Genomic DNA, 23,865 nt, shown 5'->3' on the forward strand with positions numbered 1-23,865 from the left:
CTATGGATATCCGGCAACTCAAGTATTTCGTCGCGATCGTCGATTGCGGCAGTCTCTCCAAGGCGGCCGAGCGGCTGTGCGTGGCGCAGCCGTCGCTGAGCCAGCAGGTCGCGAACCTCGAAGGCGAACTCAAGAGCCAGTTGCTGCTGCGCAGCCATCAGGGCGTGCAGCCGACCGAGGCGGGCCGCGCGCTCTATCTGCGCGCGCGCGACGTGTTGCGCCAGGTCGAGGAAATCCCGCTCGCCGTGCAGGTGAAAGGCACCGAATCGGGCCAGGTCGCCATCGGCCTGCCGACCAGCGTGGCCGTGGTGTTCGCGCTGCCGCTCTATGAGTACGTGCGGCGCCACTACCCGGGCATCCGGCTGCATATCGTCGAGGGCATGAGCGGCTATCTTGCCGAGCTGATGGCGAACGGCCGCCTCGACATGGCGATCCTGTTTCGCGAAGCCGAAACGCGCGGTATCGCCGTGCGGCCGCTGTTCGAAGAAAACCTGTACGTGTTCGGCGAAATCGACGGCATCGGCGCGGGCGCGGACGTGCCGCTGCGGCGTCTCGCCGACGTGCCGCTCGTGCTGCCGAGCGCCGCGAACGGCCTGCGTCTGCTGATCGAGCGCGCCTTCGCGCGCGAAGGCATCGAGCCGAAAGTGGTCGCCGACATCGACTCGCTGCCGACCATGCTCGCGATCGCGCGCCAGGGCGGCGGCGTCACCCTGGTCTCGTCCGACGCATTCGGCCGCAGCGCCGATCAGCACCTGATCCACCGCCTCGTCGAACCCGAAATCTCGCGCGCCGTGGCGTTGTGCGTGCCCAATGCGCTGCCGACCAGCGCCGCCTCGCTGGCGATCCAGAAAACGGTCGAGCAGCTCGTCGCCGAACTCGTGGAAAGCGGCGTCTGGGCGGGCGTGCTGCCGGGCCGATCCGCGCCCCGCTCGCGTCGCTGAACCCGGCTCTGACAGCGTTACTATAGGCTACACCTATACCCGATAGCCGTAATCGGTATTTCACGACGCGCGCGCCGGCGGTTAGATTGTCTCCTTCGATTCGATAGAAAACGTCCGTGAGGCGTTCGAAGGAGACGCATGTACACCCAGATATTCGATCCGGTCGCGCATTCCGTCGCGGCTTCCGCCGCGTTCGCGGCCCTCCCGCTCCTGACCCTGTTCGTGCTGCTCGGCGTGCTGCGCCTGCCCGCGCGCTGGGCCGCGCTCGCCTCGCTGATCGTGTCGATGATCGTGGCCGCGTTCGTCTACGGCATGCCCGGCGGCCAGGTCGTGAGCGGCGCGCTCGAAGGCGCGGCCATCGGTTTCTTCCCGATCATCTGGATCGGCATCAACGCGATCTGGCTGTTCAAGCTCACCCAGGCGAGCGGCCACGCCGACGTGCTGCGCCGCGCACTCGCCCATGTGAGCCCCGATCAGCGCGTGCAGGCCGTGCTGATCGCGTTCTGCTTCGGCGCGCTGCTCGAAGCACTCGCGGGCGGCGGCGCGCCGGTCGCGATCTGCGCCGTGCTGCTGATCTCGCTCGGCGTGGAGCCGATCAAGGCCGCGACCGTCTGCCTGCTCGCCGACACCAGCCCGGTCGCGTTCGGCGCGCTCGGCCTGCCGATCACCGTGCTCGCCAAGATCACGCGCCTGCCGGTGCACGACATCAGCGTGATGGTCGGACGCCAGGCGCCGCTGCTTTCGCTGTTCATTCCGCTCATGCTCGTGTTCATTCTCGACGGCCGGCGCGGACTCAAGGAAGTCTGGCCACTCGCCGCAGTCGCCGGTTTTGCTTTCGCGTTCGCGCAGTTCGCGGGCTCGATGGCGCTGCCAGTCGAACTCGTCGATATCGTCGCGGCGCTGTTCTGCGCGGGCGCATCGATCGCGTTTCTGCGTCTGTGGTCGCCGGCGGTGCTGCGCAGCGATCTCGCCGCGGCCGGTGGCGGCGCGCAACCCGCGCATGAAGCGCGCGACGCACGTGGCGCGGGCCTGCAAGGCGGCGCGCTCGCCATGCCGATGACGGGCGGCGGCGCGTCGTTCGAATCCGCCGCGCAACACACGACGCAAGGACATACGCAACGTCACGCTTTCGCCGACACCCCGCGCGACTCCACCGCCGAAGTGCTGCGCGCGCTCGCGCCCTACGCCGCCGTGATTCTCGTCGTCGCCGCCACGCAGATCGGTTTCGTGGCACACGCGATGGGCGCGCTGACCTCGGCGTTCGCGTGGCCCGGCCTGCATGTCGTCGATCCGAAAGGCGCGGCCGTGTCCGCCGTCAACGCGAAATTCGAATGGCTGCTGTCCGCCGGCTCGATCGTGCTGATCGCGGGCGCGCTCTCGGTGCCGCTGCTCAAGCTCGACGTGCGCACCGCCGCCCGCGCGTATGTGAAGAATCTGCACGAACTGCGCTGGGCCGTGTTCACGGTCTGCTGCGTCGTGGGCGTCGCGTACATCATGAATCTCTCCGGGCAGATCGTGACGCTCGGCATCTGGGCCGCGCGCGCCGGCACCGCCTTCGCGCCGGTTTCGCCGGTGCTCGGCTGGTTCGCGACCGCGCTCACGGGCTCCGACACCTCGGCCAACGCGCTGTTCGGCATGCTCCAGTTGACGACCGCGCATCACACCGGCCTCTCCGACATTCTGCTCACCGCCGCGAACACCTCGGGCGGCGTGGTCGGCAAGGCGATCTCGCCGCAGAACCTCGCCGTGGGCGCGGTCGCGGTGGGCCTCGTCGGCCGCGAGGGCATGCTGTTTCGCCGCGTCGCGGGCTGGACCGTGCTGATGATCGCGGCGCTGAGCCTGCTCGTCTGGGCGCAGTCCACGCCGCTGCTCGGCTGGATGGTGCCGTAAGGCACGTTGTCGCAAATCATTTTCACGCTGTATAGCCAGACCCGTATTTCGCGTCGCGCGGCCCGCGTGATTCATCGATGCGCAAGCCGCCGCGCCGCACACTAGCAAGGAAACCCGACGTCATGCATAACTCCGCTCTCCCGCTCGCCGACATCACGGTCGTCTCGATCGAACAGGCTATCGCCGCGCCGCTCGCCAGCCGCCATCTCGCCGACTGGGGAGCGCGCGTCATCAAGATCGAGCGTCCGGGCGCGGGCGATTTCGCGCGCGGCTACGACACCGCGATGGACGGGCTGTCGAGCCAGTTCGTCTGGACCAACCGCTCGAAAGAAAGCCTCGCGCTCGACATCAAGGACGAGCAAGGTCAGGAGACGCTCGAAGCGCTGCTCGCGCGCGCCGACGTGTTTATCCAGAACCTCGCGCCGGGCGCGGCGAAGCGTCAGGGCCTCGACGCGAAGTCGCTGGTCGAGCGCTTCCCGCGCCTGATCGCCTGCGATATTTCAGGCTACGGCAGCGGCGGCCCGTACAGCAGCAAGAAGGCCTACGACCTGCTCGTGCAGTGCGAAACCGGCTTCCTCTCGATCAACGGCACGCCCGAGACGCCCTCGAAATGCGGCCTCGCGATCGCCGACATCGCCACCGGCATGTACACGCTCAACGGCATCCTGATGGGCCTGCATCAGCGCGCGCGCACGGGCCGCGGCATGGCGTTCGAAGTCTCGCTGTTCGACGCGATGACCGAGTGGATGAGCTACCCCGCCTACTACACGCGCGGACGCGGCGAACCCGTGCCGCGCAGCGGCGCGCGCCACGCGACCATCGCGCCGTACGGACCGTTCGCGGCCGGCGACGGCAAGACGGTGTTCTTCGGCGTGCAGAACGAACGCGAATGGCGCAGCTTCTGCGAGGTCGTGCTCGGCGACGCGAGCGTCGCGACCGATCCGCGCTACGTGACGAACTCGCTGCGCCTCGCGAATCGCGACGCGCTCGAACGCGGCATCACCGAACGCTTCGCCGCGTGGACGAGCGACGAAGTGCTCGCGCGGCTCGACCGCGCCGCGATCGCCAACGGCAAGATGAACGACGTGGAGGCGCTGCTGGAGCACCCGCAACTCGTCGAGCGCGATCGTTATCGCAGCGTGGACACCGAGCGCGGCGCGATGGACATGTTCCTGCCCGCCGTGACGATCGCGGGCGTGGAGCCCGTGATGGGTCCGGTGCCCGCCGTGGGCGAGCACACCGAATCCATTCTCGCGGAGCTTGCCGAACGCGCCGCGCAACGGAGCGAAGCATGAACGCGCCGCGCGTGACGCGCACCGTGCTCGCGGTGCCTGGGCATCGGCAAAACATGCTGCAATCGGCGGCGGCGAGTGCGGCGGACGCGGTGTTCATCGATCTCGAAGATGCCGTGCCGCTCGACAAGAAACGCGAAGCGCTCGACGGCGCGGTTCAGGCGCTCAACACGCTCGACTGGCAGGGCAAGTGGGTGTCGGTGCGCATCAACACGACGGCGCACGGTATCGCCGTGCACGAAGTGGACACGCTCGTGCGCGACGCCGCCCGCCTCGATGCAGTGCTCGTGCCGAAGGTGGAAAACATCGCGACGGTGCACGAAGTCGAGCGGCGGCTGCGCGAGCGCGCCGCCGAACATCGTCCCCTCGCCATCGAAGCGCTGATTGAAACGGCGCGCGGTCTCGTCTGCGTCGACGACATTGCCGCGTCGAGCGAACGGCTCGTGGCGCTGCATTTCGGCGTGGGCGATTTCGCGGCGTCGATCGGCGCGCGCACGGTGGAGATCGGCGGCGCGCACGCGGGCTACGCGCACACCGCGAAGACCGACGACGGCCACTACAGCACGACCGCGCTCGATCTCTGGACCTATCCGATGATGCGTCTGCTGGTGGCCGCGCGCGCCTTCGGTCTGCGCGCCATCGACGGTCCGTGCGGCGCGTTCCGCGACGCCGTGCTCACGCGCGCGTGGGCATTGAAGGCCGCCGCGATGGGTTACGACGGCAAGCAGGTGATTCATCCTTCGCAGATCGACCCGACCCGCGCCGCCTTCTCGCCGACCGACGACGAAGTGCGCGACGCGCGGCGCACGATCGAAGCGCTGGAGGCGGCGCAAGCCGCCGGGCTCGCGGCAGTCTCGCTCGACGGCAAGCTCGTCGATTTCGCCAACGTGCGCATGGCGCAACGCGTGCTGGCGATGGCGGACGCCTGACGCACCGGCGGCACGCGTTCGCCGCGCCGCTTCATGGCCTCACCCCGCCGCGCGCGCCTCGCGCCGCACCGCCTGCGGCGGCACGCCGAAACCGCGCATGAACGCCTCGCGCATATGGCGCCGGTCGCGAAAGCCGGTTTCGCGAGCAATCGTATCGAGCGGATGCGCGCTCTGCTCGATCATCAATCGCGCCGCTTCGAGCCGTAATCCCTCGATCGCGCGCGCGGGCGACTGCCCCGTTTCCGCGGTGAACACGCGGCTGAACTGACGCGGGCTCAGATGCACGGCCTCGGCCAGCGTCTCCACCGTCAGCGGCGAGCCGAGATTGCGCCGCGCATAATCCAGCGCGTTTTGAATGCGGTCCGATTTGGGCGCGAGGTCGAGCATTTCAGAATGCTGCGACTGCCCGCCCGAGCGGCGCTGATGCATCACGAGCTTGTGCGCGACCGAGCGCGCCACGTCCGCGCCCAGATCCTTCTCCACCATCGCGAGCGCGAGATCGAGACCGGCCGTCATGCCCGCCGAGGTCCACACCGTGCCATCGACGATATAGATGCGGTCTTCTTCCACGCGCACCGCCGGATGGCGCGCCTGCATCTCGCGCGCGATCGCCCAGTGCGTGGTGGCGCGGCGCCCGTCGAGCAAGCCCGCCTCGGCCAGCACGAAGCCGCCCGTACAGATGCCCGCCACGCGCCGCGCGCGCGCGCTCGCGCGGCGCAGATACGCGAGCGCCTCCTCCGAGGCCGGCTTGGCGACCGGATCGATCACGCCCGCCACCATCCACGTATCCATCTGCCGGCGCGGCGGCGCGGGCAGCGTGCGCACGCTCATGCCCAACGACGAGCGCACTTCGCCGCCCGCGATCGAATAGTTTTCTAACGTGTAGAACGCGTTGCCGGCCGCTTCGTTCGCGAATTCGAAAACGGTCTGCGTGGCGATCGCCATGACCTGAAAACCGTCGCACAGCAGATAACCGATGCGATGCATGACCCGCTCCTCGCCGTATGGCCGTGGTTTTTTTCTTATGTCCTGAATCACTACCCTATACGTCATTTCGGCCACGGTCAATCCGGACCAGAATGGCAGCAAGACATCGCGCCATGGGACGGGTTCGACAGCGCGCTGGCTCCAACTTCATCCGACAAGGAAAGACGATCATGAAAACCACCGGCAACACGATCTTCATCACGGGGGGCACCTCGGGCATCGGACGCGGTCTCGCCGAAGCGTTCCATCGGCTCGGCAACCAGGTCATCATCGCGGGTCGCCGCCAGGCGCTGCTCGACGAGGTGGCGCGCGCGAACCCGGGCATCGACACCGTGCAGCTCGACATCAACGACGCCGCGCAGATCCGCGCCGTGGCGCAGCAGGTGATCGCGCGCCATCCGTCGCTGAACGTGGTGATCAACAACGCGGGCATCATGCCGTTCGACGACGCGGGCGGCGCACTCGACGACGCCCAGGCCGTGCGCATGATCGAGACCAATCTGCTCGGCCCGGTGCGCGTGAGCGCCGCCTTCATCGAGCATCTCAAGCAGCAGCGCGAGGCAACCATCATCAACAACAGTTCGGTGCTCGCCTACGTGCCGCTCGCGGCCACCGCGCTCTATTCGGCGACCAAGGCGGCAATCCATTCGTACACGCTCTCGCAGCGCTTCGTGCTTCGCGACACCAGCGTGGGCGTGCTCGAAATCGCGCCGCCGTGGGTGGACACCGATTTGATCCGCAAGAGCGGCGACCCGCGCGCGATGCCGCTCGACGCCTTCATCGCCGAAACGCTGGCCGCGCTGCCCGAGGCGCAAACCGAAGTACTGGTGGAGTCCGCGAAGGCGTTCCGCGCGAACCCCGGCGTGAACGAACACGGCTTCATCGCGCAGTTCAATCAGGCCGTCGTGGACGACCCGCTGCCGGTTTAAAAACGTTTCCGCACCGCGCGCGCACGACGAAAATCACGTCAAAAAGCGACGTCGATCAACTCGCCGATCAGCGCGCGCGGCGCATCAATCCCCCCCGCCAACACCCCGCCAACACCCCGCCATCACCCCCGCCTTACCGCATCTTTCGCCTTTGCCGCAACGCACCCCACGTTTCCCCCAGGGTGACACTTTCCGTACGACCGTACAAAAATAATCACGTCTGACATCCCTGTGGATGACGTTGCAAGCCCATCGGGTTTACGGAGAGGCAATCGGTGAACGAGCAGCTGCATCAACCTGCAATCCGCCACAGTTTCGCGCCGCGCCGACACGATCGCGCCCGCTCAACTGGCCTCGCCCGCACGGCATCCCTTCCCGCTTCACCGCAACAATCCCCGTGATGGCGTCCGCGTGACGCATCGCCGGCGGCGCCCCCACGGGCATCCACCGCCACGCGCATGGACGGCGTTCGCACGCCGCGTCCGTGTGCCCTGACGTACCGCGAAAGAAGTCGTTCGAATCCCGCTGTTTTGCCGCATCCCAAATCCATTCAGACAATCAGGATTCCAAAATGTCCAAACGCAATACGCTACGCAAAAAACTGCTTGCGACCGGGGTCGCGGCCACGGGTCTGCTGGGTGTGGCGGGCGCCGCGCAGGCGCAGAGCAGCGTGACGCTGTACGGTATCGTCGACGGCTCGCTGCTTTACACGAGCCATACGCTCAACACGACGACGGGGCAAAACGCGGGTCACCAGTTCTCCTTCACCGACAGCGGCATGACGGGATCGAGCTTCGGCTTGCGCGGCACCGAGGATCTGGGCGGCGGCATGCGCGCGATCTTCACCCTTGAGAGCGGCATCAGCGTGGCCAACGGCGGCTTCGACAATTCGAACGGCAACATGTTTGGCCGCCAGGCGTGGGTCGGCATGAGCAGCGCGTACGGCACGGTCAAGGCCGGTCTGCAATTCTCGCCGTTCTTCCTCTCGCTTTACGACACCGACCCGCGCGGCATGTCGTATTTCGGCAGCGGCCTCGTGAGCTACGTGAACAACGTCTACGTCACGGGTCTGTTCAACAGCAATTCGCTGACCTACACCTCGCCGGAAATCTACGGCCTGCAAGCGGCCGGCATGCTCGCGCTCGGCGGCACGGCGGGCGACTTCCAGGCGGGCCGCCAGTATTCGGCGAGCCTGCGCTATCACCTCGGCGGCCTCACGCTGACCGGTGCGCTCTACAACGGCAACGCGGGCGGCAGCGCGACCAGCACGCCGGTGCCCAGCACCGTCGAATTCGTGGGCCGCACGCTCGGCGCGAGCTACCGTTTCGAAAACAGCCTCAGCGTGTACGCGTCCTATGCGCTCTACAAGGTCGCGGGCTCCTTCAGCAACAGCGTGTACTCGGGCGGCGCGAGCTACTTCTTCACGCCGTACCTGAGCGTCAACGCGGGCGTCTGGTACACGCACGACGGCAACGAAGGCTCGAATCATTCGCTTCTCGCCGCGACCGGCGTGCAGTATTTCCTCTCGAAGCGCACCACGCTCTACGGCCAGGTGGGCTACGTGAACAATCACGGCAACATGCACACGGGCCTGTCGATCAACAATGCGCTCAACGAAGTGACCGGCTCGACCGTCGGCACGAGCATCGGCATCCGCCATATGTTCTGATCGCGGCGCGCTCCGCGAACGCATCGCGGAGCGCGCTTCGAGACCCCGCGCAGCGCTCAGACTTTCATGCCGGGCAGATTCAGCGAAGCCGTGTTGCCGCCGTCGACGGGCAGCGCCTGGCCGGTGATATAGCTGGCGTCGTCGCTGGCGAGAAACGCAATCGCCGCGGCCACTTCGGCCGCGCGGCCTGGACGGCGCAGCTCGCAACGGTAGCCGAGCCGATCGATCTTGTTGAGCTCGCGTGCGCGGTCGAACACGGGCGCGGTCATGCCGGTCTCGATCAGGCCGGGGCAGACCGCGTTCACGCGGATCGCCCACGGCGCGAGATCGCAGGCGCTCGTCATCGTGAGGTTGATGACGGCGGCCTTCGAAGCGCTATAGGCATTACCGCCCGCGCCCGAGCGCACGCCGGCCACCGACGCCACATTGACGATCGCCCCTTGCCCGCGCGCGATCATCGCCTGCGAGGTCCATTTGGTGAAATGCACGACGCCCATGAGATTGACGCCGAGGATCTGTTGCCATACCGCCGTATCGGTTTCGGCGATGATCGAATAATCGCCGCCCGCGATGCCCGCGATATTGCAGAGCGCGTCGATTTCGCCGAAACGCTCGCGCACCTGCGCGACGCACGCGGCCACCTCGTCCTCGCGCGCGACGTCGAGCGCGCCGTGCCAGACGCGCGCCGCGTCGAACTGCGCGGCGGCCTCGGCGAGCGCGTCGCGGTTCCAGTCGACGAGCGCGACGCACGCGCCTTCGTCATACAGCCGTTGTGCCGTCGCGCGCCCGATTCCGCTGGCTGCGCCGGTCACGAGGGCCACCTTGTCCTTGAATCGCATCGTCCTTCACCTCTCGATGTGAGCGTTACCGGTTTGTTCTGAATTGCCCGAAATGCAGAATTTACGTCTGCATTGCAGAATTTATAGAGATGAACCCTGAGCGTCAATCGGGCGAATCACGCTTGTTTTTACGATGCGGTATCGCAGAATTTATCTATTAGAGATAGCAATCCGGCAAATCAGCACGCTTTGCGAATCGGTCTGGTAGTTTCCCCAGGCTGACTGCATTGCAGAATTCATTGCCAAATGAGCGCTCACGAAGTGCTGGCGATCGACGCACACGGAGGTCACGGTGGATCTGTTTTTGCAGCAGGTGCTCAACGGTTTGACGCTCGGAGGCATCTACAGCCTCGTCGCGCTGGGCCTCACGCTCGTGTACGGCATCATGGCCGTGCCCAACTTCGCGCACGGCGCGTTCTACATGGTCGGCGCCTTCGCGGCCTTCTTCCTCACGACGCACTTCGGCCTCGGCTACTGGAGCGCCATGGTGGTCGCCGCGCTCTGCGTGGGCGTGCTCGCCGTGCTCGCGGAACGCCTCGTCTTTCATCCGCTGCGCAACGCGCCCGAACTCGCGCCGATGATCGCCGCCATCGGCCTCATGCTGTTTCTCGAAGCGGGCGCGCAGGCGCTCTGGGGCACCGACTTTCATCGCATGTCGCCGCCATGGCCCGGCGTGCTCGAATGGGGCGGCGTGATCGCGCCCATCCAACGGCTCCTGATCATCGCAGGCGCATTCGGCCTCGTGCTCGCGCTGCAACTGTTCCTGCATCACACCGTGGCCGGCTCGACCATCCTCGCCGTGGCGCAGAACCGCGAAGGCGCCGCGCTCATGGGCATCGATCCGCGCAAGGTGGGCATGGCCACCTTCGCGCTCTCGGGCGTGCTGGCCGCCGTGGCCGCCGCGCTCTACGCGCCCATCAACCTGATCTATCCGGCGATGGGTCAGTTAGTGATCCTGAAAGCCTTCGTGATCATCATTCTCGGCGGCATGGGCAGCGTGCCCGGCGCCGTCGTGGGCGGTCTGATCATCGGGCTCGCGGAAAGCTTCAGCGCCTTCTACGTCTCGCCCGATTACCAGGACCTGATTGCATTCGTCCTGCTCGTGGCGATCCTGTCGCTGCGCCCGCAAGGGCTCTTTTCGAGGGAGATGCGCGCATCATGATGCCTACGCGCAATCTGGGCTGGCTCGCGCTGTTCGTGATCGGCCTCGCCCTGCCGTTTCTCGTGCGCTCCGATTATTCGCTCACGGTCATGTCGACGGCCTTCATCTTCGCGCTCGCGACGATCGGCCTCAATCTGCTCACCGGCTACACCGGCCAGTTCAATCTCGCGCACGGCGGCTTCATGGCGGTGGGCGCGTACACGGTGGGCATTCTCACCGTGGATTACCAGGTGCCGTTCTGGATCGCGTTTGCACTCGCGGGCGTGGTAAGCGTCGTGCTGGGCTTTTTCGTCGGCCTCGTTTCGCTGCGCCTGAAAGGCAACTACTTCGCGATCTTCACGCTCTGCGTGGGCTACATCATCTTTCTCGCGATCGAGAAATGGGACAGCCTCACGCACGGCGTGGTGGGCATCATCGGCATCGCCGCGCCGCCTTCGATCGGACCGATCTCCTTCGAGAATCCGCGCGCGCTCTATTACCTCACGTTCGCGTTTCTCGCCGCGGGCATGTGGATCATGCACCGCATCGTCAATTCACTCGTGGGCCATACCTTCGTGGCGATCCGCAACAGCGAACATCTCGCGCAGGCGCTCGGCATCGACCTCATGCGCAACAAGATGCTCGCGTTCCTCATCTCGACGTTCTATGCGGGCATTGCGGGCGGCCTCTATGCGGGCTTCGTGCGTTTTCTCGGCCCCGATCTCGCCAACATCGGCCATACCTTCGACATGACGATGTATGTGGTGGTCGGCGGCATCGGCACGCTGGCCGGTCCGCTGCTCGGCGCGATTGCGCTGCCGTGGCTCACGCAGTCGCTGCAGTTCATGCAGGACTATCGCTTTCTCGTCTTCGGCCCCTTGCTGATCGTGCTGCTGATCTTCCTGCCGCGCGGTCTCGTCGGTCTTTATCAGAGCGTGCGCAGCCGCCTCGCCACGCGCGATGTTGCGCCCGCGCGAACGCGCCGCGCCACGTCCAGCGGAGACGGCCATGCTTGAAATCGCTTCACTCTCGAAACACTTCGGCGGTCTGACTGCGGTCAGCGACGTCAGCACGCGCATCGACGAAGCCCGCATCAACGCGATCATCGGTCCGAACGGCGCGGGCAAGACCACGTTCTTCAATCTGATCAGCGGCATGTACCGGCCGAGCACGGGCAGCATCAAGCTGCGCGGTCAGGACGTCACCGGCCTGCGCGCCGATCAGATGGCGCGGCTCGGCGTGGCCCGCACGTTTCAGACGACCGCGCTGTTCGAGACGGCTTCGGTGCTCGAGAACCTGATCGTCGGCCACCGTCTGCGCACGCGTTCGAATCTCTGGGACGCCCTGCTGCGCACCGCGCGTTGCAAGCACGAGGAACGCCTGTGCCGCGACAAGGCGCGCGAATCGCTCGACTTCGTGGGACTCGCGCATCTGGAAACGAAGCCCGCGGGCGGCATCACGCAGGAGGAGCGCAAGCGCGTGGCGATTGCGCTCGCGCTGGCCACCGACCCGACCGTGCTGCTGCTCGACGAACCGGCGGGCGGCGTGAATCCCGAGGAGACCGACGGCCTCGCGGCGCTGATCCGCAAGATCGCGCGGCGCGGCATGACGGTGTGCCTCGTCGAACACAAGATGAGCATGATCATGAATCTCGCGGACAAGATCATGGTGCTCGACCACGGCGAAAAAATCGCCGAGGGCACGCCCGACGAAATCCGCAAGAACCAGGCGGTGATCGACGCCTATCTCGGGAGCGACCATGCTGACGTTCAATGACGTGAGCCTCGACTACGGCAGCTTTCGCGCGCTGCACGGCATCAATCTGCGCGCCGACGAAGGCGAACTCGTGGTGCTGCTCGGCGCGAACGGCGCGGGCAAAAGTTCGATCTTTCGCGCGGCCAGTGCGCTCACGCGCGCGAGCGCCGGGCGTATCCGGCTCAAGGACGTCGACCTCGTCGGCAAGCGTCCCGCCGAGGTGGTGCGCGCGGGCGTGATCCACTGCCCCGAGGGACGCAAGCTGTTTCCCGCGCTCTCGGTGCTGAAGAATCTGATGCTCGGCGCGTATCCGCATCGGCGCGACCGCGCGGGCAATCGCACGCGGCTCGACGACGTATTCGGCCTCTTTCCCGATCTCGTCAAACGCAAGGACGATCCGGCCGGCGCGCTGAGCGGCGGTCAGCAACAGATGGTCGCCATCGGCCGCGCGCTGATGAGCCGTCCGCGCGTGCTGCTGCTCGACGAACCCTCGCTCGGCCTCGCGCCGCTCGTCGTCAAGCAGACTTTCGAGGTGATCCAGCGCATCAATCGCGCGGGCACCACGGTGCTGCTCGCGGAGCAGAACGCGCACGCGGCGCTGAAGATCGCGCATCGCGCTTACGTCGTGGAGTCGGGCCGCATCGTGCTCGAAGGCGACTACGACAGTCTTGCGGGCAACGAAGCCGTGCGCCGCGCCTATGTGGGCGGATAAGGCCGCGACGCTCGCCCCGCGCATTCAACGATAGCCCCTCCCTCAAGGACACGTACATGATCGTCAAGCAGCTGTGCCTCGCGCTTTCCGCCACCTTTGCCGCCTCGCTCATCGTCGCCTCGCCCGTGATGGCGCAGGAGAGCACCGTGCATATCGGCTTTTCGGGGCCGCTCAGCGGCGGCGCCGCCAAATACGGGCAGAACGTGCTCGAAGGCATGCAGATGGCGGTGGCCGAAATCAATCAGGCCGGGCTCGTCGTGGGCGGCAAGAAAGTGAAGGTCGACGTGGTCGCGCTCGACGACCAGTACAACCCGAGCGAAACGGCCATCAACGCGCGCCGTCTTTCGCAGGAATACAGCGCGCCGGTCGTGCTGGTGCCGCACTCGGGCGGTTGTTACGCCGTTCAGACGATCAACGCGCAGCAGAATCTCCTGTTGCTCGCCTACACGAGCGTGCCGCAGCTCGCCGCGCGCGGCAATCCGCTGACGATCCGCATCCCGCCGGAATTCACTTCGTACACGCCTGCTTTCGTGAAGTACGAGATGAGCAAGTACGGCAAGGAAGTGGCCATCGCGAGCACCGACACCGATTACGGCAAGGCATGGACGGCGGCATTCAAGCCCGCGTGGGAAGCCGCGGGCGGCAAGGTCGTCGCCGACAATCCGCTCTCGTACAACCGCGCCACCGACTTCTACAGCGGCGTGAGCCGCGTGCTGGCCGCGAAGCCCAAGGTCATCTTCGTGGGCGGCCCGTCCGAACCTACGGGCCTGATCATTCGCCAGGCGCGCGAACTCGGCTTCAAGGGCGGCTTCGCGGTGATGGACCAGGCCAAGCTCGACGAAGTCGCAAAGATCGCGGGCGGCTACGGCGCGCTCGAAGGCTCGATTGGCGTGATGCCGATCGGCGACGATCCCTCGCCCGACGCCAAGTCCTTTGTCGCGCGCTTCACGAAGACGCATGCGGGCCGTCTGCCGACGCAGGAAGCGTCGCTGAACTACACCGCCGTGTGGGCGACCGCGCAGGCGATGAAGATCGCGGGCACGACGACCGACGCCGCCGCGATCCGCAAGGCCTACGATCAGGCGCTGAAATCGCTCTCGCCGCAGAACAATCCGCATGGCCTCACCGGCGTCGATGCGCGCGGCGGCATCACGATGGGCCGCGCCGTGGTGGCCGTGGTCGAGAACGGCAACATCAAGGCGCTGCCCGACTCGGTCGCTTCGGCGAAGTGATCGCATTGAACCGCATCGCCTTGAACTGAATCGACCGGCATGAAGCAACGGCGCCGTCGCGCAAGCGCGGCGCCGGTTTTTTTTCTCGCGAGGATTCCATGACGCACACCAGAACGCCCGAGGTATTCGTCGAAGGACTGTGTTTTGCCGAAGCGCCGCGCTGGCACGCGGGCAAGCTGTGGTTTTCCGATTTCTTTCGCCACGAAGTGCTGTGCGCCGACGCGAGCGGCCGGCTCGAATCGGTGGCACATGTGCCGCATTCGCCAAGCGGACTCGGCTGGCTGCCGGATGGCACGATGCTGGCCGTATCGATGCACGATTGCACCGTACTGGCGATAGAAAACGGCAACGAAAACGGCGCGACGCGCGTCTACGCCAATCTCTCGAAGTACGTGCCGGGCCCGTGCAACGACATGCTCGTCGATCCGTCCGGGCGCGCCTATGTGGGCAATTTCGGCTTCAATCTCTATGCAGACGAACCGGAGCGCGCCACCGATCTGCTCTGCGTGCTACCCGACGGCAGCGTGCGCGTGGCCGCGCGCGAATTGCGCTTTCCGAACGGCATGGCGCTCACGCCCGATGGCCGCACGCTGATCGTCGCGGAAACGTTCGGGCAGCGCATCAGCGCATTCGATGTCGATGTGGAAGGCAACGGTGCGCTGTCACGCCGCCGCGTGTTCGCGGACCTTGCCGGCAGCTATCCCGATGGTCTCTGCCTCGATGCCGAAGGCGCGGTGTGGGTGGCGGACGCACGCGGCAATCGCGTGCTGCGCATGAAAGAAGGCGCGGGCATCGTCGACAGCATTGCGATGGGCGACGAGCAATGCTACGCGTGCACGCTCGGCGGCGAGGACGGCCACACGCTGTTTCTGTGCGCCGCGCCCGGCATCGGCGCCGAGAACGGCGCGCGACGCGCGGGCCGCATCCTCGCCGTGCGCGTGGACGTGCCGCACGCCGGCTTGCCCTGAGCGCGGCTTACGCAAACCCTCGAACGCTCAATGCGCGGACGTCCCGAACGTATCGCGCAACTCGCGCTTGAGCACCTTGCCGATCGCGCTACGCGGCAGCGCCTCGACCACCACCACTTCGGCAAGCCGCTGCATCTTGCCAAGGCGCTCGTTGGCCCACGCGGCGATGGCGTCCGATGTCGCGCCATCGCCACTACCTTCACGCAGCGTAACGAAAGCGACAGGCGTTTCGCCCCAACGCTGCGAACTCACGCCGACCACCGCCGCTTCCATCACCGCCGGATGGCCGAGCAGCACCTGCTCCAGATCGCTCGGATAGATATTGAAGCCGCCCGAAATAATCATGTCCTTCTTGCGGTCCATGAGCACGAGAAAACCGTCCTCGTCGAAGCGGCCGATATCGCCGGTGCGGATGAAACGCTGCCCGTCGCGGTCGTGCCATTCGGCTTCAACGGTCTTCTCCGGCTGGCGATAGTAGCCCGTCATCATGGTCGGCGAGCGCCCCACGATTTCGCCGATGCTGCCCGGCGGCAACTCCTCGCCCGCCGCGTCGATCAAACGCATTTCGTGCCCAGGCATGGGCTTGCCGACCGTATGCAGCTTGGCGGGAAACTCGTCCGCACACAGCTCGCACGACGCGCCGCCTTCCGTCATGCCGTAAAACTCGGTGAGACTGCCGGGCCAGCGCCGCACCACGTCGGCTTTGAGCGCGGCATTGAACGGTGCACTCGTGCAGGACTTCGAAATAAAACTCGAGAGATCGTAGCGATCGAATTCCGGTTCCGCTAGCAAGCGCTGATATTGAACCGGCACCAGCATCGTGTGCGTCGCGCGATGCTGCTGCGCGAGTTCGAGGTAACGCTTCGTCTCGAACTTCGGCATCAGCACGACGGTGCCGCCCAGCGCGAAGGTCGGAAAGAAACTCACGAGCGTGGTATTCGAATAGAGCGGCGTGGAAATCAGCGTAACGGCTTCGGGACCATAACCGCGCGAGACGCTGCGCAGCGCATAAGCGAAGCGCATGGCGTGCGACTGTACGATGCCCTTCGGCATGCCCGTCGTGCCCGACGAATAGATGATGTTGAATGCCCACTGCGGCTCGATGCGCACGTCGCGCGGTGCCTGGCCACGCGGGGCGAGCCATGCGTCGAGGCTCGTGAACGCCGCGTTCCCGGTCTGTGCGTCGAGCCTCACGCGGCGCACGGCCGGCGCTTTCGCCGCGCCGTCCAGCGCGCGCTGCACCGGCTCATCGAGAAATAGCACGCGCGCGCCCGCATTGTCGATCATGCCCGCGAGGCTGTCCGAATGCGAAGCCGGCGACAGCGGCGCGACCGCCGCGCCCGCGCGCAACGCGCCGAGAAACACTGCCGCGTACCACGGCGACGCGTTCGCGCAGATCGCCACCACGTCTTCGGGCTTCACGCCGTCGCGCTGCAAGGCGCTCGCGCACTGATCGATCATCGCGTCGAATTCGGCGTAGCTGTAAACCGTGCCGTCGCAAACGAGCGCCGCGTGATCGCCCTGCTCGCGCGCCCATCTGCGGATCTGCTCGCCGATGCTTTCGAACGGCGGCTGGTCGAGCGCTGCTGTGGAAGTCATGTCGTGGTGCTCCGCTGATCAGAGATAGCTCGCGAGTTCCATCTTCGCGATGGCGTTGCGATGCACTTCGTCCGGGCCGTCCGCGAGGCGGATCGTGCGGGCGCTCGCGTAGGCGCGCGCGAGACCGAAATCGTCGCTCACACCCGCGCCGCCATGCGCCTGAATCGCCCAGTCGATCACCTGGCAGGCCATCGCGGGCGCGGCCACCTTGATCATCGCAATCTCCTTGCGCGCCGCCTTGTTGCCCACGCCGTCCATTTTCCATGCCGCGTGCAGCACCAGAAAACGCGCCTGATCGATGAGGATACGCGCATTCGCAATACGCTCGCGCGTGACGCCCTGATCCGCAATCGCGCGGCCAAATGCCGTGCGTTTCGTGGTGCGTTTGCACATGGCTTCGAGCGCGCGTTCGGCGCGGCCAATCAATCGCATGCAGTGGTGAATGCGACCCGGCCCGAGCCGCCCTTGCGCGATTTCAAAACCGCGACCTTCGCCGAGCAACACATTCGTGACCGGCACGCGCACGTTTTCGAACAGCACTTCGGCGTGACCGTGCGGAGCATCGTCGTAGCCGAACACGGGCAGATGACGCAGCACCGTGACGCCGGGCGTATCGAGCGGCACCAGCACCATCGACTGGCGCTGATGACGATTCTCGCCGTGCGGATCGGTTTTACCCATGAAAATAAGGATCTTGCAGCGCGGATCATTTGCGCCCGAGGTCCACCATTTGCGCGCGTTGATCACGTAATGGTCGCCGTCACGCTCGATGCGTGCTTCGATATTGGTCGCATCCGACGAGGCCACGGCGGGCTCGGTCATCGCAAAACCCGAGCGGATCGTGCCGTCGAGCAGCGGGTCGAGCCACGCGCGCTTTTGCGGCTCACTGCCGTAGCGCAGCAGCGTTTCCATATTGCCGGTGTCGGGCGCGGAGCAATTGAACGGTTCCGCGCCGATGGCCGAGCGCCCCATGATTTCGCACAGCGGCGCGTATTCCAGATTCGTGAGGCCGCCCTCGGATTCGTGCGCAGGCAGAAACAGATTCCACAGTCCCGCACCGCGCGCCTTGTCCTTGAGTTTTTCCATCACGGGCGCGGGCTGCCACGGATTGCCCGCACGGCGCGCCGCGTCCATTTCGGCCGCGAACTGTTCCTCCGCCGGATACACATGCTGATCCATGAAGGCCGTGAGCCGCGCCTGCAGATCCTTCACCTTGCTCGAATGTTCGAAGTTCATAAGCTGATTTCCGCTGGATTGACCGGTTGAATGTCGCGCGAGGCTCGCGCCGCGCTAGCGCATGGCATCGACTTCGCGCGCGAGCGCCCACGCCTGCTCCGCGAGCGGACGCGTGCGCTTGCCCGTTTCGAGTGCGAGCGCACTCGACGCGTTGCCTTGCAGCGCGCGCGCCATCACGCCCTGCAGAATGCCCACGAGCCGGAACATGTTGAAGACGAGGTAATAGCCCCAATCGACTTCGGAAACGTCGTCGCGCGAGACGCGCGCGACACGCTGCAAATAGCGCAGCAAATAGGCTTTTTCCCCGGGAATGCCGAGCGCGTCGAGATCGAGTCCGATCAGGCCACACCGCGCGCCCGCCTGCATATGCCAGATCATGCAGTGATACGCGAAGTCGACGAGCGGATGGCCGAGCGTGGACAATTCCCAGTCGAGCACGGCGAGGATGCGCGGCTCGCGCGCGTCGAAAATCACGTTGTCGAGCCGGTAATCGCCATGCACGATGCGGCGTTCGTCGCCCGCCGGAAGATGCTTCGGCAACCAGTCGATGAGGTGATCGGCGGCCTCGATGCGCTCCGTCTCCGAGGCCCGATATTGTTTGGTCCAGCGCGCGACCTGACGCTCGATGTAATTGCCCGCGCGGCCGTAATCGCCGAGACCGATCGCGTCGGGATCGACCGAATGCAACGCGGCGATCACGCGATTCATTTCGTCGTAAATCGCGCCGCGCGCTTGCGGCGTCATGCCCGGCAGCGCCGCGTCCCAGAAGATGCGGCCCTCCACGTACTCCATCAGATAGAAGGGCGAGCCGATCACCGCCGCGTCCTCGCACAGCGCGTACGCCTTCGCGACCGGCACGTCGGTCTGTGCGAGCGCGCGAATCACGCGGTATTCGCGATCGACGGCATGCGCGGACGGCAGCAGCACGCCGGGTGGCTTGCGCCGCAGCACATAGCGCGCGCCGCCCGCATCGAGCAGAAACGTGGGATTCGATTGCCCGCCCTTGAACTGTTCGACGTGAACGCCGCCGGCAAAATCATACAGATGCTCGCGCATCCATGTGGCGAGACGGGCGACGTCGAAGACATGCGCGTCCGCGACGGGGCGCGTGCCGCTGAAGCTCGACTGGAGATCGATACTCATGGGTTCGGGCAGCCTCCATCCGCGGCGCTTTGGGACGCAGATCCGCCCGATTGACGCCGCATGAAAATTCTGCAAAGCAGGTGTGAATTCTGCATTGCAGAAATGCTAGCCTGTGCGGCAGCGGTGTGTAAAGATCTATGAAGCGCGATTGGCTCGGGAAAAACCCCAGTGCGAAGCGCGCTGGAGATTCAATCGGCATGGGTTGACAGCGGAACGGCTCGGCTCCGCACGAGCGCCTTTCAAATAGATTATCGCCTCCAATTTGATCAGGATATCGAACTATTCAACCGCGATTCAGACGAAAAAAAACGCAAGCCGCTCGTCGCGCTTGCGTTTCTTTACAGCCGGCTTGAGTGCTTATCGTCCGGCCACGGCCGCTTCGATTTGTCCGATCATCTGCACCAGCCTCGGCTTCACCTCATTGAGCAGAAATTCGGACGTGAGCGAAAACGACGGACCGCCCACGTTGATCGCCATCACCGGCAAGCCGCCGCCCGGTTCGAACGCACGCGCAATGCCGTTCACATCCTTCTGCCAGTCGCCGAACGAACACGTCACGCCCAGCGTCTCGTGATCGCGCACGCCCTGCTCGATGCCGCGCCGCACGTGCGGCCACGCCACGTCGTCGAGCTCGCGGATCTGCTCCATGACGTCGTCGCGTTCGCGCGGCGCCACGGCCGCGAGCCACGCGCGCCCGATGGCCGAGGTGGCCAGCGGAATGCGCGAACCCACGTCGAGCGTGAGCGCCAGCGCCGCCGTGCTGCGGCAGCTTTCGATGTAGAGCATCGAGAGCCGGTCGCGCACGCCGAGCGATACCGTGCCGCCCGAGAACTCCGAGAGTTCCTGCATCATCGGCCGCGCAATCTTGCGCACATCCAGACGCGCGAGCATCGAACTGCCGAGCGCCAGACACGCCGTGCCGAGCCGATAACGCCCGGTGTCTTCGAGGTGGATCAGATAGCCGATCTTCGTGAGCGTCATGGTCAGACGCGAGACGGTCGAGCGCGGCAGCTTGCAGCGTTGTGCGATTTCCTGATTGGTCAGCGAAGTGTCGCCGCCGCGAAAGCAGGCGAGGACGTCGAGCCCGCGGGCCAGCGCGGTCACGAAATGACGATCTTCCTTGTGGGCGCTTTTGCGAGCCGGCTTCGGCGCGGTATCGGACATTGCGATAAGAATGAAGTGGGCGCGCGTGCCGCGAGCACGGGCACGGTTTTGGGTTCGCGGAATTATATGCTGTATCGCAGGATCGACGGCGCGCGTCAATGGGTGGGGAACCCTGGCGTACGGCGGCGGCCTGGGCGGCCGGGCGGGAATGCGATGCGGGAAGGTGACAAGCCAATGCGCGGGGTGGTGATGCGGGCGCGTGAGCCGGATCGCGCCGCCGGAAAAATCCGGCGCGCGGCCGCATGAACCATCCGGCCGCGTCATAAAATTACTTAGTCATCCTGCTTACCTTGCTGGCTTGAGCACCACACGAAAGCGCGCCTTGCCGCTCATCATGCGCTCGTACGCTTCGGCGGCGCGCTCCAGCGGATACTCCTCGATCATCGGCTTGACGCCGGACATCGCGCTGAATGCGAGCGTTTCCTGCGAATCCGCAGCCGTGCCCGAAGGCCAGCCCTGCACCGAATGGCGTCCCATGATGAACTGCGTGATCGGCACCTCGACGGGCTCCTCGGACACGCCCACCATGATCAGCTTCCCGTTCAGCCCGAGACCGCCGATGGCCGCGCTCATCGCCTTGCCGCTCGTGACCGTCGCGAGCATCACGCGTGCGCCGCCGAGCGCGAGCAAGGCTTCGGCGACGTTTTGCGCCTGGCTGTCGATGTAGTGATGCGCGCCGAGTTCTTTCGCGAGCGGCGCCTTGTCCTGGCCGCGCGCGATGGCCACGGTGACGAAACCCATCTTGCGCGCGAACTGCACGCCCAGATGACCGAGGCCGCCGATGCCGAGTATCGCCACCACGTCGCCCGCGCGCGCGCCGCTGTTGCGCAGCGCGTTGAAGGTGGTGATGCCGGCGCAAAGCAGCGGCGCGGCGTCGACGTCGGAGAGGTCGTCGGGCATGCGCGCGAGCGCTTCCTGCGGCGCGACCATGTACTGCGCGTAGCCGCCGTCGTAGCTGATGCCGGGCACCTGGGCCGTCTGGCACAGCACGAAGTCGCCGTGGCGGCAGCGCTCGCAATGGCCGCAATGGCCGCCGTGCCAGCCCACGCCCACGCGCTGCCCGGGTTGCCAGCCCTCGACGCCCGCGCCAAGTTGCTCGATCACGCCCGCGATTTCGTGGCCCGGCACGCGCGGATACGCAAGCCCCGGCCACAGGCCGTCCTTCGTCATCGAATCGCTATGGCAGATACCACACGCCTGCACCTTGATCAGCACGTGGCCCGCGGACGGCGCCGGAACCTCGCGCTCGACGAGTTCGAGCGGACCGCCCGCTTTCGTCACCTGCACTGCCTGCATCGTTCGCATACGTTGCTCCTCGATCGGGAAGGAATGGCCGCGATGTGCCGGTTGGCAAGTGATCGAGGATACGCGGATCGAGGGTGACAGGCCGCGTGGATGGCCGCCATGGCAGCGTTTTTGGCGGTTTGACGGCGTCGCGCGTCGGCTTGCTGAACAGATTCAAGCCATATTTAGCAAATATCTCCACGTGGAGAGTGGAATAGGGTTCGATCACGACCACTTCGCCAAGGGCTGCGGGAGCGCCGTCAATTAATCAGGAATCCGATTAATTTATTCACACGATCATCTGCGCGTCGCTCGCCGCCCGAGTCGGCGCCCATGCCTTGCATGCGCATGCGCAGCGTGCCGTTAGAGACGGCGGCGCGTCGATACCGGGTTGCCGCCCACCACCGTCGACAACACGAAGCGCCCTACGCCGCAAACTCCGGCTGCGCCTCTCCGGCTGACTCGATCGCCGCTTCGCTCGTCCATTGACGCGCACGCGCACTCATCGCGCCATCGGAGCGCAGGCGGAACGTCGCCACCGCGTCGGCCATCAAGTTGGCCTGCTGCTCCAGCGAACCGGCCGCCGCAGCCGCCTCTTCCACGAGCGCCGCGTTCTGCTGCGTGACCTGATCCATCTGCGTCACGGCCTGCTCGACCTGCTCGATGCCCGCGCTCTGCTCGACGGTCGCCGACGCGATCTCCTTCATCAGCCCCGACACGCGCTCGATCGACGCCACCACTTCCGCCATCGTCGCGCCCGCCTCGGTCACGCGCGCACGGCCGCCGCGCACGTCCTCGACCGATTCGTCGATCAGCGACTTGATTTCGCGCGCCGCGGCCGCGCTGCGTTGCGCGAGGTTGCGCACTTCGCCCGCGACCACCGCAAAGCCGCGTCCCTGCTCGCCCGCGCGCGCGGCTTCCACGGACGCGTTGAGCGCGAGAATATTGGTCTGGAACGCGATGCCGTCGATGATGCCGGTGATGTCGGCGATCTTGCCCGAGCTGCGCGTGATCGCCTCCATGGTCTCCATCGCTTCTTCGACGACGCGTCCGCCGCGCTGCGCGACCTCGGCCGAGCGCGCCGCCAGCGAACTCGCCTCGCTCGCGTGTTCGGCGTTCTGGCGCACCGTCGCGGTCAGTTGCTCGGTGCTCGCGGCCGTCTGTTCGAGCGACGCCGACTGCTGCTCGGTCCGGCTCGACAGATCGAGATTGCCCGCCGCGATTTCGCGCGCGCCCGTGTTGATCGCATCGCAGCACGCGCGCACGTTGCTCACCGTGAGCGTGAGGCCTTCCTGCATGCGACGCATCGCATCGAGCAACTGGCCGATCTCGTTGCGCCCGCCCGTGGCGATCGGCACCGCGAGGTTGTTGGCCGCGATCTGGTTGAGCGCTTCGACGGCGACCGCCAGCGGCGCGGTCACGAGCCTGCGCAGCGCGAGATGCGTGACGACGACGAGCGCGAGCGCGCCCGTGAGGCCCACCGCCACCATCGCCATGACCCAGTCGTGCTCGCGCTCGCCTCGCGCGAGCGTGGCGCGCACGGCGGCGTCCTTGTCGGCGTGGAAGGCCGCGATGCTCGCGGCGAGTTGCGTGCCCGTCTGGGCCATCTCGCCCGTCGCGAGCGTGGCGTAGGCCGCGGTGTCGCCGGTTTGCAGCGCGTCGGCGGCACGCGTGAGCACGGTGTTCATGGCGGCCTGCGCGTCGAGCACGGCTGCACGGCGCGCCGATTGCGCGCTTGCGGCGGTGTCCGATGCGACGCTCGAAGCCGTGTTCGAAGCGGTATTCGTCGATGAATCCGATGCGCTGCCCGACGAAGCCTCGGCCGCGGGCGCATTGGCGCGCAGCGTCTCCGCATCGTGCGCGGCCTGGGTGACGAGATCGCGGGCGGCAGCAAGCGCGGTGTCGCGCGCCGACGTATCGTTTTGCTCCTTCAGCGCCGCATAGGCGCGCGCGAGCGTCGCCTGCGCGCGCGCCGAGTGGCCGCCGATCGCATCGGCGAGCGCACCCGCCCCCGCCGCGAGGTTCACGCGGTTCGCGGCATCGTCCGCGCGGCCGATCATGCCGACGCCGACCACCGCCCCGATCACCAGCATCGCCGCGAACGTGCAGAGCACCGCGAGCAAGCCGGCGCGTATCGTCAGATTGCGCATGACGC

The 23,865-nt window shown here is 66.2% G+C and carries 20 protein-coding genes; 12 read left to right on the forward strand and 8 right to left on the reverse strand.

The window, feature by feature from the left end; all coding sequences use genetic code 11:
* Positions 1-2: 2 nt before the first annotated feature.
* The 4 genes from SB764_RS01695 (at position 3) to SB764_RS01710 (ending at position 5,052) form a co-directional block, all read left to right on the forward strand.
* The gene (locus SB764_RS01695; RefSeq protein WP_110327046.1) at positions 3-941 is read left to right on the forward strand and encodes a LysR substrate-binding domain-containing protein; all 939 of its coding nucleotides are present in this window, start codon (positions 3-5) and stop codon (positions 939-941) included.
* Between the two features lie 138 nt (positions 942-1,079).
* Positions 1,080-2,831, forward strand: coding sequence for an L-lactate permease (locus SB764_RS01700; protein ID WP_074983121.1), 1,752 nt, complete (start codon positions 1,080-1,082; stop codon positions 2,829-2,831).
* Positions 2,832-2,953: 122 nt separating this feature from the next.
* Positions 2,954-4,126, forward strand: coding sequence for a CaiB/BaiF CoA transferase family protein (locus SB764_RS01705; protein ID WP_065064058.1), 1,173 nt, complete (start codon positions 2,954-2,956; stop codon positions 4,124-4,126).
* A complete protein-coding gene (locus SB764_RS01710; RefSeq protein ID WP_065064056.1) occupies positions 4,123-5,052 on the forward strand; it encodes an HpcH/HpaI aldolase/citrate lyase family protein in 930 nt (309 codons plus the stop codon). The genes SB764_RS01705 and SB764_RS01710 overlap by 4 nt, the downstream gene beginning before the upstream one ends.
* 39 nt (positions 5,053-5,091) lie before the next feature.
* Here SB764_RS01710 and SB764_RS01715 read toward each other — a convergent pair whose 3' ends face one another.
* Positions 5,092-6,039: a GlxA family transcriptional regulator gene (locus SB764_RS01715; RefSeq protein ID WP_343665117.1), complete on the reverse strand. Its 948-nt coding sequence runs from the start codon at positions 6,037-6,039 to the stop codon at positions 5,092-5,094.
* Between the two features lie 170 nt (positions 6,040-6,209).
* Between SB764_RS01715 and SB764_RS01720 the strand changes: the two genes are divergently transcribed.
* Positions 6,210-6,968, forward strand: a complete 759-nt coding sequence (locus SB764_RS01720; RefSeq protein WP_321870585.1) for an SDR family oxidoreductase — start codon at positions 6,210-6,212, stop codon at positions 6,966-6,968.
* A gap of 571 nt (positions 6,969-7,539) precedes the next feature.
* Positions 7,540-8,637, forward strand: coding sequence for a porin (locus SB764_RS01725; protein ID WP_065064050.1), 1,098 nt, complete (start codon positions 7,540-7,542; stop codon positions 8,635-8,637).
* A gap of 56 nt (positions 8,638-8,693) precedes the next feature.
* On the opposite strand, the gene SB764_RS01730 is transcribed toward SB764_RS01725, so the two are convergent.
* On the reverse strand, positions 8,694-9,476 hold the full coding sequence (locus SB764_RS01730; RefSeq protein WP_065064048.1) for an SDR family NAD(P)-dependent oxidoreductase: 783 nt from the start codon (positions 9,474-9,476) through the stop codon (positions 8,694-8,696).
* A gap of 292 nt (positions 9,477-9,768) precedes the next feature.
* Between SB764_RS01730 and SB764_RS01735 the strand changes: the two genes are divergently transcribed.
* From SB764_RS01735 to SB764_RS01760, 6 genes are all read left to right on the forward strand, one after another.
* Positions 9,769-10,638 carry a branched-chain amino acid ABC transporter permease gene (locus SB764_RS01735; protein ID WP_065064046.1) on the forward strand — a complete coding sequence of 290 codons (870 nt, stop codon included), beginning with the start codon at positions 9,769-9,771 and terminating at the stop codon, positions 10,636-10,638.
* Positions 10,635-11,633, forward strand: a complete 999-nt coding sequence (locus tag SB764_RS01740; protein ID WP_110327050.1) for a branched-chain amino acid ABC transporter permease — start codon at positions 10,635-10,637, stop codon at positions 11,631-11,633. The genes SB764_RS01735 and SB764_RS01740 overlap by 4 nt, the downstream gene beginning before the upstream one ends.
* Positions 11,626-12,393, forward strand: coding sequence for an ABC transporter ATP-binding protein (locus SB764_RS01745; protein ID WP_410862444.1), 768 nt, complete (start codon positions 11,626-11,628; stop codon positions 12,391-12,393). The genes SB764_RS01740 and SB764_RS01745 overlap by 8 nt, the downstream gene beginning before the upstream one ends.
* The gene (locus SB764_RS01750; protein WP_065064042.1) at positions 12,377-13,084 is read left to right on the forward strand and encodes an ABC transporter ATP-binding protein; all 708 of its coding nucleotides are present in this window, start codon (positions 12,377-12,379) and stop codon (positions 13,082-13,084) included. Before SB764_RS01745 ends, SB764_RS01750 begins: the two co-directional genes overlap by 17 nt.
* A gap of 56 nt (positions 13,085-13,140) precedes the next feature.
* Entirely contained in the window at positions 13,141-14,316 is a 1,176-nt protein-coding gene (locus SB764_RS01755) for an ABC transporter substrate-binding protein (RefSeq protein ID WP_074983129.1), read from the forward strand.
* A 98-nt stretch (positions 14,317-14,414) separates the two neighbouring features.
* The gene (locus SB764_RS01760) at positions 14,415-15,284 is read left to right on the forward strand and encodes an SMP-30/gluconolactonase/LRE family protein (RefSeq protein WP_410862446.1); all 870 of its coding nucleotides are present in this window, start codon (positions 14,415-14,417) and stop codon (positions 15,282-15,284) included.
* A gap of 27 nt (positions 15,285-15,311) precedes the next feature.
* Here the strand turns inward: SB764_RS01760 and SB764_RS01765 are convergent, their stop codons facing one another.
* The 6 genes from SB764_RS01765 to SB764_RS01790 all read right to left on the reverse strand — a co-directional run bounded on the left by SB764_RS01765 (position 15,312) and on the right by SB764_RS01790 (position 23,860).
* The gene (locus SB764_RS01765; RefSeq protein ID WP_410862448.1) at positions 15,312-16,883 is read right to left on the reverse strand and encodes a class I adenylate-forming enzyme family protein; all 1,572 of its coding nucleotides are present in this window, start codon (positions 16,881-16,883) and stop codon (positions 15,312-15,314) included.
* Between the two features lie 18 nt (positions 16,884-16,901).
* Complete coding sequence (locus SB764_RS01770) at positions 16,902-18,119, reverse strand: acyl-CoA dehydrogenase family protein (RefSeq protein ID WP_183716722.1); 1,218 nt, start codon at positions 18,117-18,119, stop codon at positions 16,902-16,904.
* 54 nt (positions 18,120-18,173) lie between these two features.
* Complete coding sequence (locus SB764_RS01775) at positions 18,174-19,262, reverse strand: phosphotransferase (RefSeq protein WP_410862450.1); 1,089 nt, start codon at positions 19,260-19,262, stop codon at positions 18,174-18,176.
* A 357-nt stretch (positions 19,263-19,619) separates the two neighbouring features.
* Positions 19,620-20,426 carry an IclR family transcriptional regulator gene (locus tag SB764_RS01780; protein ID WP_074983138.1) on the reverse strand — a complete coding sequence of 269 codons (807 nt, stop codon included), beginning with the start codon at positions 20,424-20,426 and terminating at the stop codon, positions 19,620-19,622.
* 285 nt (positions 20,427-20,711) lie between these two features.
* The gene (locus SB764_RS01785; RefSeq protein WP_110327054.1) at positions 20,712-21,731 is read right to left on the reverse strand and encodes an alcohol dehydrogenase; all 1,020 of its coding nucleotides are present in this window, start codon (positions 21,729-21,731) and stop codon (positions 20,712-20,714) included.
* A gap of 404 nt (positions 21,732-22,135) precedes the next feature.
* Positions 22,136-23,860 carry a methyl-accepting chemotaxis protein gene (locus SB764_RS01790; RefSeq protein ID WP_410862452.1) on the reverse strand — a complete coding sequence of 575 codons (1,725 nt, stop codon included), beginning with the start codon at positions 23,858-23,860 and terminating at the stop codon, positions 22,136-22,138.
* Positions 23,861-23,865: the final 5 nt, after the last annotated feature.

Source organism: Paraburkholderia sp. SIMBA_027, from assembly GCF_046535315.1.
Taxonomy (GTDB): Bacteria; Pseudomonadota; Gammaproteobacteria; order Burkholderiales; family Burkholderiaceae; genus Paraburkholderia; species Paraburkholderia tropica.

Excerpts from the sequence above, each read along its gene's own strand:
- SB764_RS01695 (WP_110327046.1), top strand. The coding sequence starts at position 3 with ATGGATATCCGGCAACTCAAGTATTTCGTCGCGATCGTCGATTGCGGC.
- SB764_RS01700 (WP_074983121.1), top strand. The coding sequence starts at position 1,080 with ATGTACACCCAGATATTCGATCCGGTCGCGCATTCCGTCGCGGCTTCC.
- SB764_RS01705 (WP_065064058.1), top strand. The coding sequence starts at position 2,954 with ATGCATAACTCCGCTCTCCCGCTCGCCGACATCACGGTCGTCTCGATC.
- SB764_RS01710 (WP_065064056.1), top strand. The coding sequence starts at position 4,123 with ATGAACGCGCCGCGCGTGACGCGCACCGTGCTCGCGGTGCCTGGGCAT.
- SB764_RS01715 (WP_343665117.1), bottom strand. The coding sequence starts at position 6,039 with ATGCATCGCATCGGTTATCTGCTGTGCGACGGTTTTCAGGTCATGGCG.
- SB764_RS01720 (WP_321870585.1), top strand. The coding sequence starts at position 6,210 with ATGAAAACCACCGGCAACACGATCTTCATCACGGGGGGCACCTCGGGC.
- SB764_RS01725 (WP_065064050.1), top strand. The coding sequence starts at position 7,540 with ATGTCCAAACGCAATACGCTACGCAAAAAACTGCTTGCGACCGGGGTC.
- SB764_RS01730 (WP_065064048.1), bottom strand. The coding sequence starts at position 9,476 with ATGCGATTCAAGGACAAGGTGGCCCTCGTGACCGGCGCAGCCAGCGGA.
- SB764_RS01740 (WP_110327050.1), top strand. The coding sequence starts at position 10,635 with ATGATGCCTACGCGCAATCTGGGCTGGCTCGCGCTGTTCGTGATCGGC.
- SB764_RS01745 (WP_410862444.1), top strand. The coding sequence starts at position 11,626 with ATGCTTGAAATCGCTTCACTCTCGAAACACTTCGGCGGTCTGACTGCG.
- SB764_RS01750 (WP_065064042.1), top strand. The coding sequence starts at position 12,377 with ATGCTGACGTTCAATGACGTGAGCCTCGACTACGGCAGCTTTCGCGCG.
- SB764_RS01755 (WP_074983129.1), top strand. The coding sequence starts at position 13,141 with ATGATCGTCAAGCAGCTGTGCCTCGCGCTTTCCGCCACCTTTGCCGCC.
- SB764_RS01760 (WP_410862446.1), top strand. The coding sequence starts at position 14,415 with ATGACGCACACCAGAACGCCCGAGGTATTCGTCGAAGGACTGTGTTTT.
- SB764_RS01765 (WP_410862448.1), bottom strand. The coding sequence starts at position 16,883 with ATGACTTCCACAGCAGCGCTCGACCAGCCGCCGTTCGAAAGCATCGGC.
- SB764_RS01770 (WP_183716722.1), bottom strand. The coding sequence starts at position 18,119 with ATGAACTTCGAACATTCGAGCAAGGTGAAGGATCTGCAGGCGCGGCTC.
- SB764_RS01775 (WP_410862450.1), bottom strand. The coding sequence starts at position 19,262 with ATGAGTATCGATCTCCAGTCGAGCTTCAGCGGCACGCGCCCCGTCGCG.
- SB764_RS01780 (WP_074983138.1), bottom strand. The coding sequence starts at position 20,426 with ATGTCCGATACCGCGCCGAAGCCGGCTCGCAAAAGCGCCCACAAGGAA.
- SB764_RS01785 (WP_110327054.1), bottom strand. The coding sequence starts at position 21,731 with ATGCGAACGATGCAGGCAGTGCAGGTGACGAAAGCGGGCGGTCCGCTC.
- SB764_RS01790 (WP_410862452.1), bottom strand. The coding sequence starts at position 23,860 with ATGCGCAATCTGACGATACGCGCCGGCTTGCTCGCGGTGCTCTGCACG.